General features: G+C 67.6%; 14 protein-coding genes. All 14 read left to right on the forward strand.

All coding sequences use genetic code 11. The features are described 5' to 3' along the window. Positions 1 to 4: 4 nt before the first annotated feature. The 14 genes from FXO23_RS40950 (at position 5) to cas2 (ending at position 16,230) form a co-directional block, all read left to right on the forward strand. Positions 5 to 1,159 (forward strand): C40 family peptidase, encoded by a 1,155-nt coding sequence (locus FXO23_RS40950; RefSeq protein WP_158892586.1) that lies wholly within the window; start codon positions 5 to 7, stop codon positions 1,157 to 1,159. Then, positions 1,156 to 3,042, forward strand: coding sequence for a type IV secretory system conjugative DNA transfer family protein (locus FXO23_RS40955; protein WP_158892588.1), 1,887 nt, complete (start codon positions 1,156 to 1,158; stop codon positions 3,040 to 3,042). The genes FXO23_RS40950 and FXO23_RS40955 overlap by 4 nt, the downstream gene beginning before the upstream one ends. Continuing rightward, positions 3,039 to 3,833: a hypothetical protein gene (locus FXO23_RS40960; RefSeq protein WP_158892590.1), complete on the forward strand. Its 795-nt coding sequence runs from the start codon at positions 3,039 to 3,041 to the stop codon at positions 3,831 to 3,833. Before FXO23_RS40955 ends, FXO23_RS40960 begins: the two co-directional genes overlap by 4 nt. Further along, a complete protein-coding gene (locus FXO23_RS40965) occupies positions 3,817 to 5,178 on the forward strand; it encodes a hypothetical protein (protein WP_158892592.1) in 1,362 nt (453 codons plus the stop codon). The genes FXO23_RS40960 and FXO23_RS40965 overlap by 17 nt, the downstream gene beginning before the upstream one ends. A gap of 74 nt (positions 5,179 to 5,252) precedes the next feature. Further along, positions 5,253 to 5,777, forward strand: a complete 525-nt coding sequence (locus FXO23_RS40970) for a hypothetical protein (protein WP_158892594.1) — start codon at positions 5,253 to 5,255, stop codon at positions 5,775 to 5,777. 245 nt (positions 5,778 to 6,022) lie between these two features. Next, on the forward strand, positions 6,023 to 6,991 hold the full coding sequence (locus FXO23_RS40975) for a hypothetical protein (protein ID WP_158892596.1): 969 nt from the start codon (positions 6,023 to 6,025) through the stop codon (positions 6,989 to 6,991). A 1,180-nt stretch (positions 6,992 to 8,171) separates the two neighbouring features. Continuing rightward, the gene (cas6, locus tag FXO23_RS40980) at positions 8,172 to 8,846 is read left to right on the forward strand and encodes a CRISPR-associated endoribonuclease Cas6 (protein WP_246258325.1); all 675 of its coding nucleotides are present in this window, start codon (positions 8,172 to 8,174) and stop codon (positions 8,844 to 8,846) included. Continuing rightward, the gene (locus FXO23_RS40985) at positions 8,843 to 10,312 is read left to right on the forward strand and encodes a hypothetical protein (protein ID WP_158892600.1); all 1,470 of its coding nucleotides are present in this window, start codon (positions 8,843 to 8,845) and stop codon (positions 10,310 to 10,312) included. The genes cas6 and FXO23_RS40985 overlap by 4 nt, the downstream gene beginning before the upstream one ends. Beyond that, positions 10,309 to 11,322 carry a type I-B CRISPR-associated protein Cas7/Cst2/DevR gene (gene cas7i, locus FXO23_RS40990; RefSeq protein ID WP_246258326.1) on the forward strand — a complete coding sequence of 338 codons (1,014 nt, stop codon included), beginning with the start codon at positions 10,309 to 10,311 and terminating at the stop codon, positions 11,320 to 11,322. The genes FXO23_RS40985 and cas7i overlap by 4 nt, the downstream gene beginning before the upstream one ends. Positions 11,323 to 11,352: 30 nt before the next feature. Further along, positions 11,353 to 12,024 (forward strand): CRISPR-associated protein Cas5, encoded by a 672-nt coding sequence (gene cas5 / locus FXO23_RS40995; protein ID WP_158892602.1) that lies wholly within the window; start codon positions 11,353 to 11,355, stop codon positions 12,022 to 12,024. Further along, positions 12,021 to 14,492, forward strand: a complete 2,472-nt coding sequence (cas3, locus tag FXO23_RS41000) for a CRISPR-associated helicase Cas3' (RefSeq protein ID WP_158892604.1) — start codon at positions 12,021 to 12,023, stop codon at positions 14,490 to 14,492. Before cas5 ends, cas3 begins: the two co-directional genes overlap by 4 nt. Further along, entirely contained in the window at positions 14,489 to 14,989 is a 501-nt protein-coding gene (locus tag FXO23_RS41005) for a CRISPR-associated protein Cas4 (RefSeq protein WP_218952304.1), read from the forward strand. Before cas3 ends, FXO23_RS41005 begins: the two co-directional genes overlap by 4 nt. Next, positions 14,989 to 15,960: a CRISPR-associated endonuclease Cas1 gene (gene cas1 / locus FXO23_RS41010; RefSeq protein ID WP_158892606.1), complete on the forward strand. Its 972-nt coding sequence runs from the start codon at positions 14,989 to 14,991 to the stop codon at positions 15,958 to 15,960. The genes FXO23_RS41005 and cas1 overlap by 1 nt, the downstream gene beginning before the upstream one ends. A gap of 6 nt (positions 15,961 to 15,966) precedes the next feature. Next, a complete protein-coding gene (gene cas2 / locus FXO23_RS41015; RefSeq protein ID WP_158892608.1) occupies positions 15,967 to 16,230 on the forward strand; it encodes a CRISPR-associated endonuclease Cas2 in 264 nt (87 codons plus the stop codon). Positions 16,231 to 16,391: the final 161 nt, after the last annotated feature.

Below are 16,391 nucleotides of genomic sequence, written 5' to 3' on the forward strand. Positions count from 1 at the left end.
GCTGATGGAACCGGTCAGCAGCACCAGCCTTCTCAGCGGCATCACCACCGCGTTAGTTGCGGTGGTGGCGGTGCCGGTCGCGGTGGCCTCGATCGTCGTCATGGCCGTGACCACTGCCGGCACCGTCGCGCTCGGCGGCTGCAGCGGCGACGGCGGCCCCGGCGGCGGATCCCAGGTCGTGGACGAGTCACGGGTGAACGCCGACCAGATGGACATCGCCCAGACCATCGTCACCGTCGTCCAGCAACGCCATCTCCCGCGCCGCGCCGCCGTCCTCGCCATCTCCACCGCGCTGGTGGAAAGCGGGATGCGCAACCTCAACTACGGCGACCGCGACTCCCTCGGCGTCTTCCAGCAACGCCCCAGCCAAGGATGGGGAAGCGCGGAGCAGATCCTCAACCCGGTCTACGCCACCAACACGTTTCTCGACCACCTCGTGGCCCTGCCCGGCTGGGCCACCATGCCACCAGGCAAGGCACAGCAAGCGGTGCAGCGCTCGGGGTTTCCCGACCGATACGCGCCGCGCGAGCGCGAAGCCACCGCGATCGTCGGGAAATTCTGGACCGGCCCGGACAATCCCGTTCCCGTACCACCCGCCCCCGGAGGGCTGGACAACCCGGCGCAGCAGACGAGCCTCGCGGCAACCGGGTGCAGCGACCAAGGCGGCTCGAACATCCCCCGGGACCCGGGCGTCGACCCGAAGAAACTCCCGCCAGACTTCCAGCCCCCGCCCGATCCTCGGCAGGCCGCCGCGGTCTCCTACGCCCTGGCACAGCTCGGGAAACCGTATGTGTGGGGCGGGAAAGGCCCAAACGGGTTCGACTGCTCCGGACTGACGCTGGCCTCCTGGGCCGCCGCCGGAGTCGGCATCCCCGCCGGCACCACCAGCCAAGTCCACGCCGGACGCCCCGTGCCCAGCCTGACCCAAGTCCAGCCCGGGGATTTGCTGTTCACCGCCGGATCCCTCGGCACCGCACGCAATCCCCGCCACGTCGGCCTGTACGCCGGGCACAACCTGATCGTCAACAGCTACGACAGCTCGACCGGCGTCATCCTCGAACCCTTATCCGCCTGGGCGGACAAGGTCGTGGCGATCCGTCGGGTCGCCGAACCCAGCACGCCCTCCCCGCCACCGCAGGGAGGGAGCCCCGCCGCATGAAACCCAACTCCAACAGGCCACCCGGACTCGACCGGGACGTGGCCCTGTTCGCCTTGCTCGTCGGCGCACTCGGCGTCGTGCTCGCCGTGATCACGATCCTCAACACCGCCACCGTGATGGTCACCGCGGTGACCGGTGGCCCGTGGGAGTTCCCCGAATTCGGATCCTGGTTTGCCAACGCCGGTGACATCGTGTCCCACCCCGCCGCCCCGGGGACAGAGCTTGGGCAGCCGTGGCAGGCCGGGCTCGCCGGGCATCCGGTGCTGTACTGGATGCTCGTCGCGCTGCTGCTCGCGCTCGGCACACTGGCCGTCGTCGCGGTCGCGATCCCCGGGTGGCGGCTGCTCGGCCCCACCCCCGCCGGGCACGCGAGCCGGCGCGACCTGCGAGCCAACCTGTCGGTCCGGCACGCCCGGCACACCGCACGGTGGACCCGTCCCAGCCTTGATGACCGGCAACGCCGCAGCGCGCCGGTCGAGGAGATCTCGGTGCCGCTGCACCGCGGCCCCAACCGGCAGCCGTTGTGCACCACGCTGGAAACCCCCACCGGCACCATCGCACCGACCCGCAGCGGGAAGTCCCGCACCGACCTCGTGCACAAAGTGCTGGCCGCGCCGGGCGCGCTGCTGGCCTCGACCACGAAACCGGACCTGTCCGAATGGGGCCTGCTCGCCCGCACCCGCCGCACGAACGGCGGCCCGGTGTGGCTGTTCGACGCGACCTCCACCGTGTCCTGGCCCGCCCAGGTCGCATGGTCACCCATCCTCGGCTGCCACGACCCCAACGTCGCACTACGTCGCGCGGAAAGCCTCGTGGAAGCCTCCTCGGTCGGGTTGAGGAACGTGGTCGGCAACGACAAAGTCTTCAGAGACCGCGCGAAAATCGTGATGCAGGCCTACCTGCTCGCCGCCGCGCTCGACGGAAAGAACGTCGGCGACGTGGTCGGATGGGCGATCACCAAACCCCCCGACCTCGAACCGGTCGACATCCTGCGCGCCCACGGGCACACCGACCTGTCCAGCAACCTCCGCAGCGAGGTCGGCATGGTCGCCGAAACCTCCGACGCGGTGTGGATGAGCGTACGGCGCTGCCTCGAACCGTGGATGCACCCGCACCTACGGCAGATGTCCATCCCCGAACCCGGCCAGCATTTCGACGCCGAGCAATTCCTCGCCGAGAACGGGTCGCTGTTCCTCATCGCCGGCGAGCACCAAGCCCCGCAGGCCCGGCCGATCCTGACCGCGCTCACCGAGCACATCCTGACCACCGCCCAAGACCAGGCACTCACCCAGGCGCATCGGCGCCTCGATCCGCCGTTCTCGGCGATCCTGGACGAACTCTACGACGCCACCCCCGTGCCGCGGCTGCCCGCGATCCTGGCCGACTCCGCCGGGCGGGGCGCGCTGATCCACTGGGCCGCGCAATCGGTGGCCCAGTTGGACGAACTCTACGACCAGTCCGGGCGACGCCAACTGCTGGACAACACGCTGACGCTCACCGCGTTCGGCGGCCTCAAGGACGACAAAACCCTGGAGTGGCTGTCCACGCTGTCCGGGCAGCACCGACGCCGCAGCTACCAGCAACACTCCGAGGGCATGCTCGGCGTCGGCCGCACCGCCATGGGCAGCGAAACCGTGCCCACCTACCGGGCCGGGGACATCCGCACCCTGCGCCGCGGCCGGGTGCTGGTCATCCACGGCAACCTGCTACCCATCCTGGCCCGCACCGTCGACGTCGAGCAGCGCCCCGACGCGAAACAACTCCGCGCCGATGTGGAGACCATCCGCGCCGGCACCGCACCGGTCGGACCCGACGGACGGCCCCTGGCCGACGGGTACGGCATGCTCCCGCGGGCGAGCGTGCCGGGGATCGGGGCGCGATGAGCGAGGACGAAGAGATCCCCACCCGGCCCGACGACCCTCCAGAACCGGGCGGCCAGCACCAACCGGCCCGGCCTGCCGGGCGGGGCCGCGCGGACTGGCGCTCGCACGTCGACGTGCTCTGGGAACGCATCGACCACACCCAGGAACAACTCGCCGCGCTCAAAGCCAGCCTGCAGAAAGTAGCCCGGCTGGTAGCCGAGGTGCGCGACCAGCAGAAGGACCTCGCGGTCCAGGTCCAGCAACTCGTGGACACCGAACCCGACGAGGGCGGTGATGACCGGCAGCACCGGCCCGCGCCCTGGGTGATCTTCCCGCCCCCGCCCGCCGCCGAGGACAAGGAGCACCAGGACCAGAACCCGCTGTTCACGCTCGCGATGTTCGTCGAGTTCTACAACCGCACCTACGTCGGCCTGCCCGGCAGCCGGGCCGTGCCGATCCCCGTCTGCTGGCTCAACCATCCCGGCCTCGTCGCCGAGCTCGCCACGCTGGCCTACGCGTGGCGCTCGGCCAACCTCGGCCCCTCGGCCAACATCCAGCAAGCCGAGTACTGGCACCACCACTGGCGCCCCGGCTTCGCCGCCCGGCTGGCCACCGAATGGACCCACACCCACTGCCGCACCGACGGCCACAAACAAACCGGCGCCCCAGCACGCCTGGACCGGTTCACCCTCGCCGAACAACCCACGCCCGGCGCCGAGCAGCCCTCGACCGCGCCCGAACAGCACACCGCGCCCCCAGCGGGCGGCGCGCTCCCCGGACAGGAGGCATCACGCGATGACACCACCCCATGAACAACCCGGCACCACGCTGCGCGACCGGCCGATCGTCGCGATCAGCCCCCACCCCGAGGACCTGCTCCCACTCGTGCACTCAGCGACGCGGGCCACGCTGGTGTGCTGCGCCTCCGTGCACGACTACCTGGCGAACCCCGTGGTCGCCGGGTTCTCCCTCGAGGACACCGACCGGATCCGCCGCCCCTGGGGACCGCGGCACCTGGACCAGCTCGCCCGCTACGCGCAGGTGGCCGTGAACGCCGTCGCTGACCCGGACACACCGGTGCTGGTCGTGCCGTGGGCGGCGAGCCCCGCCTGGCGCGCGGTCACCGGCCAGTGGCCGGGCCTGGTCGAGCTCGCCGACATCTCCCACGGCACCGTCGCGGAGCTGGCGGACAAGGCCATCCTGCGCGACCACTTGCTCCGGCTCGGTATCCCTGTGCCGCCCTACCTGGTGCAGGCGGCGGCCGCGTTAGTCCATCAGCGCATTACCGGCAAGCTGGGCACCCCGTTCCTCCTGCAGGTGCCCACCCCGGCGACCGGACACGACATCTCTCTGATCGAGTCCACTGACGATCTCCACCGCATGCTCAACGCTCGTCCGGACGTGACGAGGTGGATCGTCTCGAACCTTCCCGGACGCTCCACCCTGACCTACCAGGCGCTCGTCGACACCGAGACCGTGACGGTGAACGCCCCGTCGACGCGCCTGTCCAGCATCTCCGAGACCGGCGCTCCACCGGGCGTTTACTGCGGCGCCGTGTACGGCCCGCACGACCACCTCGACCCCGACACCGTCCGCGCCGGGCGGGAGCTGACCGACACGATCGGAGCTTGGCTGGCCGGCCGCGGCTACCGAGGTGCGTTCCACGTCGACTATGTGCTCACCGATTACGGCCCCCACCTGCTCGACCTCCACCTTGGGCCGCACGCCTCGGTGACCCTGCAGAGCGAATTCGACGCCGAACGCGGACAGCAGCCGCTGTTGATCCGCCACCTGGACGCCGTCCTCGGTCGGCGCGCGACCCGAACCACGTCACCGGCGCCGACCCGACCGATCACGCAGCTGGAGCTTCGCTCAACACGACCCGAACACACCGTCCGGTACAGCCCACCAGCCGGGCTGTACCGGGTGGCCCACGACCGGCTCGTCGAGCACCACCGAGGCCTGACCGGACCACCCGGACCCGACAGCGACCTCATCCGTGTCTCCGGCGCGCCACGGCCCGGAACCCGCCTGACCCCCGGAGCAACGCTGGCGCGGATCACCACCAGCTGCCCGCTCACCACACCCGACGGCACCGAACTCACCGACACAGGAAAACGGTGGATCCGGGCGGTGCGCTCCGTGGTGTCGTGCTGACCACCGATGAGCACCTCGGCGAACTCGCGCCCGCGACCGGCCAGGCGACCTGACAATGAAAGGAGTGATGCGCCGTGGCGAGCAGTCGGATCCCACTCACACCCCTCAACGCCGCCGACCATCCCGACCGGGAAATCTACGTCGGCTGGGACCGCGGCATGCAGACCTACTACGCGCAGGTCTTCGACGGAGAAGACGCCAACGGCAACGAAGTCCTCCTTGTCGACCGCGGCAACAGCATCGGCGACCTGACCTACCCCGGTGGCGTGATCGACGCCGTCCGCGACTACGCGGAAATCCCCGCAGATCTGGCCACCCGACTCGCGGACGATCGCGCCGCGGACACCTCCACCTTCGCGCAGCTACGTACCGAAGCGGGCCACGTCGCCCGGCAGGCACTGCAAGGCGACCCCACCGCGATCGACGCGATCCTTGGCACCAGCGCACCATCCGTCGACGACGTCGATCTGATCCTCGGTCCCCACACCGTGCACCGGGACGGCACCGACACCGCCGGTGCCGACAACGCCACCGCACCCCTCGGCGACGACGAGGACTTCGGCGGCGATGACGGTCTGCACTCCGGGCTGGGCTACTGACCACCGCGATGCTTAATCTCCACTCGCCTTCGCCCCGCGCTCCAGGCCGCAGAGTTCATCAGTACGGCGGCTCTCACCGCCACAGGGCTAGCGTCGCCCGCTCGCGACCAGCACCGCATGCGGCTAGCACCGGCGAATGCGAAGCGCGGTACAGCACACGAGGTCGAAACGAGCGCGACGACTTTCCCACCCGAACGGCGTCGCCGTGGCATTCCGCCCCTGGCAACGGCGGGAGGTGACCGTTCATGGCCGACAGCCGGATCCGGCTAGAACCGCTCGATGCCGACGCGCACCCCCAGCGAGAAATCCACGTGGGCTGGGACGACGTCCTGCACACCTACTACGCCACGGTGTTCGACGGCGTCGACGCCGACGGCGAACACATCCCGCTCGTCGAGCGCGGCACCGACATCGGCGAAATCCTCGAGCCCGCCATCGCGCTCGACGCCGTGCGCCCCTACGCCGAAATCCCCGACGATCTGGGGACAACCCTGGCGACGCATCGCGCCTCCGATACCGCCACCTTCGTCGACCTGCGCAGTGAAGCACGCACCACCACCCGGGAAGTCGTAGTGGGGGAACGCACGTCGATGGCCGCGCTGCTCGGCACCAACGACTACCAGGTAGCCGGAACCCCCAGCACAGAGGATGAACACGGCGCCGCGGTCCTCGCCGCGCTGCTCGACTCGGACAACCCGTTCGTCTCCTTCAGCGACATCGAACTCGACTTCGTCAAAATCACGATCGCCGAAAACGGGTGGGAACGCACAACAATCCACCCCACCTACCCGCCCCCCGGAGGCCACGCGGAAACCTACATCCGCGGAGACCAGGAACTCACGATCGGATGGGCCTGGCCTGGCCACGATAGCCCAACATACCTGCTCAGCCCCGTCAAACTCGACGGACACCACCATCCTGTCGATTCGGCGACAGACCTCACCGACCTGGTACAGCACGAAAAACCAACCGACGGCACCCCCGTGATCGAGAAAGACGTCGATCACCTTCTCACCGAAATCCTCGGTGAACACACAGAAGACCTCGTCGACAACGCGATCACCCAGATCATCGACCCCCACACCGACCGACGACACGACGGCGAGAACTACAGCCCCGACGCACCCACAGACACGACCGGGAATGGCAACCTCGATGGCGAAGGCGACGACAATGACGAGGACAACGGCCTGCACTCGGGGCTGGGCTACTGATTGCCGCCTCGGCCAGCTACCCAGGCAATGGGCGTTGATCGCGCGGGAGTCGCCATCGCTACGGCCGGTGTGTCCAGCCGTCGCGGAACGGTTGAGGAAATCCGCCAGGGTGCCCCAGGGTCAGCACGGGCAGGCGACGACGCTTGGCCGCGGCCGCCACCCCAGCCAGGGCGGCAAGCGTCAACCATCCATGCCCGGTGCGCTGGGCGTCACCCGAGCAGGCCGGGCACAAACCGGCGCGTGGGGCGATTGTCGGCGCTGACCCGTAGGGCCTCCTCACCGAGGGACGCACCAGCGCGGCCGAGTTGGCTCCGGCTTGCCACTGCCCGGCGGTCGACTCGCCGGTGGAGTGGTGCCGGTAGCTGTCGTGTTGAAGGGATAGATATCGGTGAACAGTGGGGCCGTCGTCGCGTTGTAGATTTGTGCTCGGCGGAATTCGCGTACAGCGAGGACGGGCCACTAAAGTTTGGTATCTAACCCGGAGTTTCCCGCAGCTGCGCGAAGGTCACCGTACCCGCTCGATCTGCCGGGGATCCCCAATCGCCACAACCAGCGCACCCAAATTGCCCGGGTCATGTGGAACGTCGACAGGCTGGTCGCTCTGGTGGTGTGTTACCCCCGCTCGCTTGACGATTGACTGAACAAGGTTGGTGAGCATCGTCTGGTTTCAGCGATCCGTTGGTTATGCATGGGAGCCGGGGGGTTCGCTGCAGATGGCGTGTGATGGTGGCTGTGTCCTGAGGAGTGTGCGACATCCGATCGGGTGAATCGGCGGTGGTGGATGGACTTGCCTGTGGTGTCGTGGCGGGGCAGGCTGCCCGGTGTTGCGCGTGCTGTCGGCACGCGGTCATCGCCCTTTTGTCGGGGTGACAACATGAAGATCTATTAGGTCTTCTGGTGCGGTGACGTCGCATTATCGGCCCTCTCAGGGCCTGCACGGAGGGGTCGGCACAGCATTTGTGTCGGCCCCTTCTGCTATCTACAGCTGGTACACGGCTTCCTGCGTTGCAGGCGACACGCGCGTCGAGCGCTGCTTGTGTGCGGTGTCGCGAGTTGCTACAACGGCCAGCCTTCAACCTAGTAGAAGTTCATCGAGATCGACTGAAACGCGGGAGGAGGTGGGGGTGTGCGGCTGGTGTGTGAGATCTCCACGCGGGCGGATCGGGTGCCATGGCATTCGGTGCTCAAGCCGGGCCGGGCGATCGTGTACGAGGCGTTGAGGCGTGCGCATCCCGAGCTCGGAGATCAGCTTCACGAGCAGGGTTGGGGTTCGCGGCGGATGCGGCCGTTCGGGTACAGCCCGCCGCGGTTTCCTGGCGCGCGGCGCCGGCGCGGGGTGTACCGGGCCGGCGGGAATGGCACGGTGGAGATCGGCAGCCCCTTGGTGGAGATCGTCCAGGCGATCGCCAATGGGCTGGCGGAGGAGAAAGTATGGGATTGGGGCGGTGTCGCCCTCCAGGTCCATGCGATCACTCCGGTGTTTCCTCCGCAGTTCGGCTCCGGGCGTGCCCGGTTCCGGACGCTGACCCCGATGGTCCTCAAAGGACCAAACCGGGACGCGACCGGTGCGCGGACCGACAAGCAGAACTGGTTGCTGCCGGGGGAACCGGAGTGGCCGGCGTATTTCGAGCAGAACCTGAAGCGGAAGGCCGAGACGTTGGAGCTGGACCCGGACGTGACCTTGGAACAGGTGCACTTCATCGGCTGCAAGCGGTCTTTCGCAGTGGGGCAGGGAGCGAAGGTGTGCGCAGGGGTCGAGGTGGAGCTGTCGGGGCCACCGAGAACCCTGCAGGCCATTCATGATTGGGGATTGGGACAAGACACATCTGCAGGTTTCGGCTGGGTGAGGCGATGAGTGCCCACCGCGGCGACGAATGGGCCTTCGTGCCGGTGTTGACCCATCATCCCTTGCAGCGTGTCGGCGCTACGGCGCTGGCTGTTCTCGCCGAGGCAGACAGCGTCGCCGGGGTGGACTCCGCAGCGTTTGAAGCCGGGGTAGGGCAGATGACCGCCGATTTGCTGCGCACCGTCACAGTCGACAAGGCCAAGGATGCCGGCGGGTTCTGGTTGGGAGTCAGTTACCTGTTCTGGCCCAATTCACCGATGAACCCGACCGCGCGCGGCAAGCAGGATCACGCCACCCGTGAGGAACAGATCCTCCGCTGGCGGAAGGCGCCACAACATGAATCGTGGCCAGGTGTGCCATGCGCGTTGTGTACACGGCGGGCCTGCGGGTTCTACGGCAAGGTCGATGTGCCGTTGGCGGAAAGCACCAGCCATCGCAACACCACCACCCGTGGCCATGAGGGGTTGGCGCTATGTTTTGGGTGTCTGTCGTCGTTTCACGCGTTGCCCTACGCCTGTCGCATCCACGGGGGCCGCGCCACCGTTGTGCACAGCTGGGATGAGAAGTTCCTGTGGCACACCACGATCAACCAGGTTCACGACACCCGGATCTACGCCCAAGCCGGTGGCCCGAAACCCGTGGCGGGCGCGTATCTACGGCAGCGTCTCGCACTGGCACGGTTGCGCTCCTACGAATCCGCGGACACGGTGACGGCGGACGTCGATCTAATGGTGTTCAGCAACAGCAACAAAGACCAATCGCTCGACATCCACAACCTCCAGCAACGGGTCGCGGCATGGCTACGGTCGACCGCGTGGTCGGCCGACCGCGCCACCGCGTTTCGCTATCTCACTCGTGCGATGCACACCAGCAAGGTTGCCGGCAGTCACATGCTGGCGAACGTGTTGTTCACCAGTCCCGATCGCCTCCCCCAGTGGGTTGCGGGCTATCTGCGAGCCTGCAGCGCCAGCACCAGGATCCCGGCGGAATCGGCGATGCTGGCCGACTTGTGTTTCTCCTACGTCACCGAGGTGTTGTCCATGCCCACCAGCGACATCGACCAGATCCGAGCATTGGCGGCCCGGATCGCCGACCATGTCGGCGCCACCGGAAACGACAAGCGGCTCCGGGGTTTTCTGCATGCCGAGCGGGACTCGAAACGTCTCAGGACCTGGCTGAAGAAGACCTCCACACTGCACACCCTGGTCGAGGCCAGCGCACCCGTGCCGAATACTGCTGAGAACGGGCGTCCACGGGAGCCGTTCATCACCATGCGCCAACTCCACCTGCTGTTCGATCCGGATCCCGCGGCTGCGTCCTGGCATCGGCGCGACCTGCTGGTGTCGGGTGTGCTGGAAGAACTGCAACTGCGTGGCTGGACGGTCGATTCTGGCCAAGCCCGGTCCGAGTTGGAAGACGACGACGTGCTCGACCCCGCACTGTTCGACGAAACCCTGGAAGAGGAACCCGTATGACCTACCTGGTCGGCCAGCTGTGCTTCGACATCAAGGCCGGTGCCCCGAACAACGGCCGGGGTGAGGACAACCTCGCCGTGGTCAAGAAGATCCGCACCAACACCGGCGCGTACTACCCGTATGCATCCGCGCAGGCGCAGCGCCGGTGGACCCGCGATTGCCTGGCCGACACCGAGTTGGCCTCACCGGTGACTCGGTCCGGTTCGGGGGGCGGCAGGAAACAGCAAGCCCACACCGCGGGTCGGCCGGACCTGTACCTGGATGACGATCTGTTCGGTTACATGATCGCCCGCGCGAAGGACAACGGCGACGGCGGTAGCTACCAACGCGACACTGTGCTGGCCGTGGGCACAGCGGTGTCGGTGGTGCCGCACACCCCGACCCGGGACTTCGGCACGATGAGCCGGGGATTCGAGAGCGGCGAGCCCCCGGTGATCCACGAGCATGAGCACTACACCACCGAACTAGCCTCGGACATCCTGCTGGATCTACCGCGGGTGGGAACCTTTGCCCTGCAAGGCCAAGGGCGGCTGCCTGACCTGTCACCCGCAGCCGCCGCCGAGGCCACCGCCGCGGGCGCGGTCAGCGTCGAGTTCCGTCAGCACGAGGCCATCCAGTTACCGCTGGCCGAACGCCGCCGCCGTGTCGCGGTGCTGCTGCGCACGATCGCGCAGCTTCGTGGAGGTGCGAAAAAGTCGCTGCACTACGGGGAACGGTCCCCGGCATTGGTGATCCTGGCCCCGATCAAGGGCGGCAACAACCCCTTCACCCGCGTGGTGCGCAACCAGGGGGGCCGGACCATGTTCGACCCCGAGGTGCTGGTCGAGGAACTGGGTGCGTGGCAGGACGAACTCGACGGCCCGGTCCGGATCGGGTGGGCACCGGGCTTCCTCGGTGACCAACGGGAACAGGCCCGCGAGCCTGGCCGAGCAGATCGACAGCGGCGCCGTGCAGGTGGGCCACCCCCGGGTCGTGCTGACCGAGTTGGCGGCCAAGATCGAGAAGGGTGAGCACGACGCGTGGTTCGAGGACCCCGCTCGATGACCACGTCCACTGTGCCTGCGGTGGAGGCCACCATCACTGCTCGGGTGGCCTCCTTCCGCGATCCGCTCTACGCCGCCGCCCAGATCGGGTTGCCCTGCCCACCGCCGTCCACGGTGGGTGGGGCGCTGGCCGCCGCTGTAGGCGGCTGGGCCCAGATGCCTGTGCACACCCGCTTCGCGATGGCGTTCACCACCGCCGGGCAGGGGGTAGACCTGGAGACCTACCATCCGCTCGACGCGCACGGACGGCGCACCACACCCACCCCGAAAGAGCGCGGGTTCTTGTTCGACGTGGTCCTCACTGTCTGGCTGCTGGACGATCTTGCGTTGTGGCGGGCCGCATTGCGCAGGCCAGTGTGGCCGCTGCGGCTGGGCCGCAGTCAGGACCTGGCCGATGCCCGCACCCGCATGGTCACCCTGCACCCGGGCCCTGGGCGGCAACAACACGCGATCGTGCCCGCGGAGGTCAGCACGGCGGGATCCCTGCTGCGGCTGCCCGCCACGATCAGCATCGACCGGGACCGTCACACCTGGAACAGCTACCGCTACGACCCGACCGGCCGCGCCAACACCGTGCCCAGCGACTGGACCACCGACGACGGGCAAGCGATCGTCCCGCTCCACCGGGTCCATCCGGACACCATCGCCACCCCAGGCGCGGCCCTGTGACCGAGAGCCCCAGCGCACCACTCACGCCCAGCACCCTGCTATCCGCCATCCCCCTTGGTACGCCGCCGGATCCGCTGACGCGGGTGCTGGCCAAACACCCCACCCAGAACACACTCACGGGACATATCGGTGAGGAGCAGCTCACCACGCACAGCCTGGCCACGCTGAACACCGCCTACCTGGTCTGGCGCCGCGTGGGCGCCATCGCTGACCAGCCCAAGCGGTTCTGGACCTGGGTGCTCATCGCCGCCTTCCTACACGACACCGGGAAACTCCCGGACGGATTCCAGCAACTCCTTCGCAGCGGGCGGGCCTGGAGGCAACGCCACGAGGTCTACTCCCTCGGCTTCGTCGCGCTACTGCTGGCCGCACTACCGGAGCGGGACCGATTCTGGATCGGCACCGCGGTCGCGGCGCACCACCGCCCCTTCACCACCGACAGCCACGCGGCCCGGCGTGCCGTGTTCACTCAGTACGGCAAGCTGGACTTGGCCGAGTTCCTGAACTGCTTCCACCCAGTCGACCCCGCCACCGCGGCCGCGCTGCTGTCCTGGTGCGGTGACATCCTCCACAGCCACGGCCTCCTGCCGACACGATCACCCGCGTTCGGTGAGACTGTGGATGTCGACGAACTGGGCGCCGCGGCGTTCGACCTGCTGCGCCAACTGCACACGCATTGGTTCAACACCCTGTTCGGCCAGCACCGGGCCGACGGGGTGACCGGGCGCCTGCTGCAAGGCGCGGTGGTGTTGGCCGACCACGTCGCCTCCGCCGACGGTGACCTGCTCACCGAGCCACCCCTGCGCGGCTACCACACCACCTTCGCATACACACTGGCGCGCACCGGCGCGCACCCGTATCCCCACCAAACCCTCGCCGCCACCGTGCACGGACATGTGATCATCCGTGCGTCCACCGGCCTGGGCAAAACCGAAACCGGACAACTGTGGGCCGAAACCAACGCCGACGCGATCAGCGCCGCCTGCGGAGGGATCCCGCGGGTGTTCTACCTCCTGCCGTATCTGGCCTCGATCAACGCGATCGCCGACCGGCTAGCCACAGACGTCGGCCAAGATGTTGTAGGCGTGCTGCACTCCCGTGCCGGGCTCTACCACCTCGACCGGGCCGATCCAGAGCAGGCCAGGGACGAAGCGGCCGAACAGGCAGTGTCCAAACAGCAGGCCAGCCGCAATCACCGGGAACTGCTGCGGGTCGCCACGCCGTACCAACTGCTGCGTGCCGCGTTGAGCGGCCCTACCAACGCCGCGACCCTGCTCGACACCGTCAACTCGGTGTTCATTTTCGACGAGCTTCACGCCTACGAGCCGCGGCGCCTGGGCATGATCCTGGCCATGATGACGTGGTGGGCCGATCACGGAGGCCGCGTCGCGATCCTGTCCGCCACCCTGCCGGGCCCGTTGACCCGGATGCTCACCGACGAGGTCCTGGCCGACCAGACCGTGCGTGTCATCGACGCCCCGAAGGCCCAGCCCCGACACCGGCTCCATCTCACCGAGGACCATCTCACCAGCCCTGCCAGCCTGGAGACCATCGCGCGGGATCTCGACACCGGCCAGCCGGTGTTCGTCATCGCCAACAACATCGCCGACGCGCGTCTGATCTACGACGCACTCGCGCCCCGCGTGACACGACGATGGGGTGAACCGGCCGCGTTCTTGCTGCACGCACGCTTCCGCGGCCTGGATCGCCGGCGCATCGAAAACGGGATCCTCGACCGATTCGGCGCCAGTACCGCCGCAGCGCGGGCACAACCCCCTGGGTTGGTCGTCGCGACACAGGTACTGGAGGTGTCGCTGAACCTCGACGGCGCCATCCTGCACACCTCCGGAGCACCGCTGGAGGCGTTGCTGCAACGGTTCGGGCGGATCAACCGGCTCGGCTTGCGCGCCCCCGCCCCGGTGATCGTGCACGCACCCCTCTACCGGCCCCGCGGCAACAGCAAAACTCTCTACGCCGACGGGGTCTACGACGAGGAACCCACCCGCCGGACCTGGGACCTGCTCACCACCCACGACAACGCCGTGATCGACGAGGCCGACCTCCAGCACTGGCTGGACACCGTCTACACCGGAGACTGGGCCCACCGCTGGGAAACCGACGTGCGGAAGGCCCGCACGGAGTTCACCAACACCTTCCTAGCCTTCGCCCGCCCCTTTCACGAACTGGCCGACCTGGAGAAGCATTTCGCGACAATGTTCGACGGGATCGAAGCGGTCTGGCGGCCCGACCTCGAGCACTACACCGCAGCCCTGCACTCGACCGACACCACAGCGGCGGGACGGCTGCTCGCCTCCGAATTCCTCATCCCGCTGCCCGCCCACCAAATCCGCAACCTCGAACGGGACCCCGCCACCGGGGTCCTGGTCTTCGATGGCGACTACAACCCGGTCACTGGACTGGGAGACGTCACCGGACGCGTCCGCTACAACCCCGGAGAGCTCATATGATCGGCCCCGAGGACATCGGGGGAGTCCACATCAAATACCTCCACCACTGCCGACGCCAACTCTGGCTCTACAGCAGGGGATTCCGCCCCGAACACCTCAGCGAACTCGTCCAATACGGGCAAGCGGTCCACGACACCAGCTATACCCGCATGTCCCCGATCGACCTCGGCGGGGCACGCCTCGACCACATAGACGGCGACCTCTGGGTCCACGAAGTCAAATCCTCCGGCAAACCCACCGCCGCCGACCGCGCCCAAGCCATCCACTACTGCCACCGGCTCCGCGCCCTCGGCATCCCTGCCCGCGGCGCGATCCTGCACTACCACAAAACCCGCCGCACACACCGCATCCCCTACGACCCCAGCGCCCACGACCACCAAGCCCGCACCGACATCACCACCGCCCTGGACACCATCACCCAACCCAGCCCCGCACCCCGCCTGGCACGCCACCGATGCCACGGCTGCAGCTACCTCGACTACTGCTGGAACCCCTGATGCCCACCGCCGCACGCACCTACTGGCTGACCACCCCCTGCCGCATCCAACGCCAGGACAACTCTCTGCGCATCGACCGCGACGAAGGCACCACCGTCCACATCCCCATCACCGACGTCCGCGACATCATCGCCGCCGCCCCTGTCGACCTCAACAGCTCCGTGATCAGCCTGCTCAACCGCCACCACATCGACATCCACTTCCTCAGCTACCACGGTGACTACACCGGCTCCCTGCTCGGCGCCGACACCGCCACCTCTGGGGCCACCGTCACCGCCCAAACCCGCCTCGCGGCACCGGACACAGCCATGCCTATCGCCCGCAGCGTCGTCGACTGCGCCGCCTTCAACGTCCGCCGCGTCATCGACCGCAAGCTCCTCACCACCCCCTACACCACCCTCACCGACAGCATCGCCACCGCCACCACACCCGCACAACTCATGGCCGCCGAAGGAAACTTCCGCCGCAGCGCCTGGGAAACCCTCGACACCAAACTGCCCGACTGGCTCCAACTCCGCAGCCGCCAACCACCCCGCAACGCGGGCAACGCCTTCATCAGCTACGCAAACAGCGTCGTCTACGCCCGGGTCCTCAGCGCCCTACGTCTCACCCCACTGCACACCGGCATCGGCTTCCTGCACAGCACACTCGAACGCCACCGACACACCCTCGCCCTCGACCTCGCCGAAGTCTTCCGCCCTCTCTTCGCCGAACGACTCCTCCTGCGCATGGCCCAACGCAAACAACTCAAACCCCACCACTTCGACACCGACACCAACCACGCCATGCTCAGCACCACCGGACGCAAACTCGTCCTCACCACAATCCGCGACGACCTCGCCACCACCATCCAGCACCGCACCCTCAACCGCCCCGTCGCCTACGACGAACTCATCTACCTCGACGCACTCAGACTCGTCAAAACCTGCCTCGAAAACCAACCATTCACACCGTTCCGCATATGGTGGTAACCCCACATGCACGTCATCCTCGTCTACGACACCGCAACCGAACGCAACGCCGCCGTCCTCCGCACCTGCCGCCAATACCTCCACCACACCCAACGCAGCGTCTTCGAAGGCCAACTCACCCACGCACAACTCACACGACTACAAACCACACTCACCTACACCATCGACCCTACCCACGACCACGTCACCGTCTACACCTTCCCCACAACCATCACACCCCACCGCCACAACTGGGGAAAACCACACGAAGGCCCCACCAACATCCTCTAAGCACACCCAAACACCACCACCACATAATGACCGCCAAACAGCACAAACAACTCACAATCCCAGAGGCACAGAGATCCCTTTATCAACAATCAACACAACGCCTTGAACCGCCCCGGGTTCGGTAGAGACTCGTTACTGGGGTCAGGCGACCAGGCTTGTCA

It is taken from the genome of Amycolatopsis anabasis, assembly GCF_009765355.1.
GTDB classification, from domain to species: Bacteria; Actinomycetota; Actinomycetes; order Mycobacteriales; family Pseudonocardiaceae; genus Amycolatopsis; species Amycolatopsis anabasis.

What these genes read in the sequence shown, in the direction of transcription:
- cas7i (WP_246258326.1), top strand. Translation starts at nt 10,309, where the DNA reads ATGACCTACCTGGTCGGCCAGCTGTGCTTCGACATCAAGGCCGGTGCC.
- FXO23_RS40975 (WP_158892596.1), top strand. Translation starts at nt 6,023, where the DNA reads ATGGCCGACAGCCGGATCCGGCTAGAACCGCTCGATGCCGACGCGCAC.
- FXO23_RS40950 (WP_158892586.1), top strand. Translation starts at nt 5, where the DNA reads ATGGAACCGGTCAGCAGCACCAGCCTTCTCAGCGGCATCACCACCGCG.
- cas1 (WP_158892606.1), top strand. Translation starts at nt 14,989, where the DNA reads ATGCCCACCGCCGCACGCACCTACTGGCTGACCACCCCCTGCCGCATC.
- FXO23_RS40960 (WP_158892590.1), top strand. Translation starts at nt 3,039, where the DNA reads ATGAGCGAGGACGAAGAGATCCCCACCCGGCCCGACGACCCTCCAGAA.
- FXO23_RS40965 (WP_158892592.1), top strand. Translation starts at nt 3,817, where the DNA reads ATGACACCACCCCATGAACAACCCGGCACCACGCTGCGCGACCGGCCG.
- cas5 (WP_158892602.1), top strand. Translation starts at nt 11,353, where the DNA reads ATGACCACGTCCACTGTGCCTGCGGTGGAGGCCACCATCACTGCTCGG.
- FXO23_RS40985 (WP_158892600.1), top strand. Translation starts at nt 8,843, where the DNA reads ATGAGTGCCCACCGCGGCGACGAATGGGCCTTCGTGCCGGTGTTGACC.
- FXO23_RS40955 (WP_158892588.1), top strand. Translation starts at nt 1,156, where the DNA reads ATGAAACCCAACTCCAACAGGCCACCCGGACTCGACCGGGACGTGGCC.
- cas2 (WP_158892608.1), top strand. Translation starts at nt 15,967, where the DNA reads ATGCACGTCATCCTCGTCTACGACACCGCAACCGAACGCAACGCCGCC.
- FXO23_RS41005 (WP_218952304.1), top strand. Translation starts at nt 14,489, where the DNA reads ATGATCGGCCCCGAGGACATCGGGGGAGTCCACATCAAATACCTCCAC.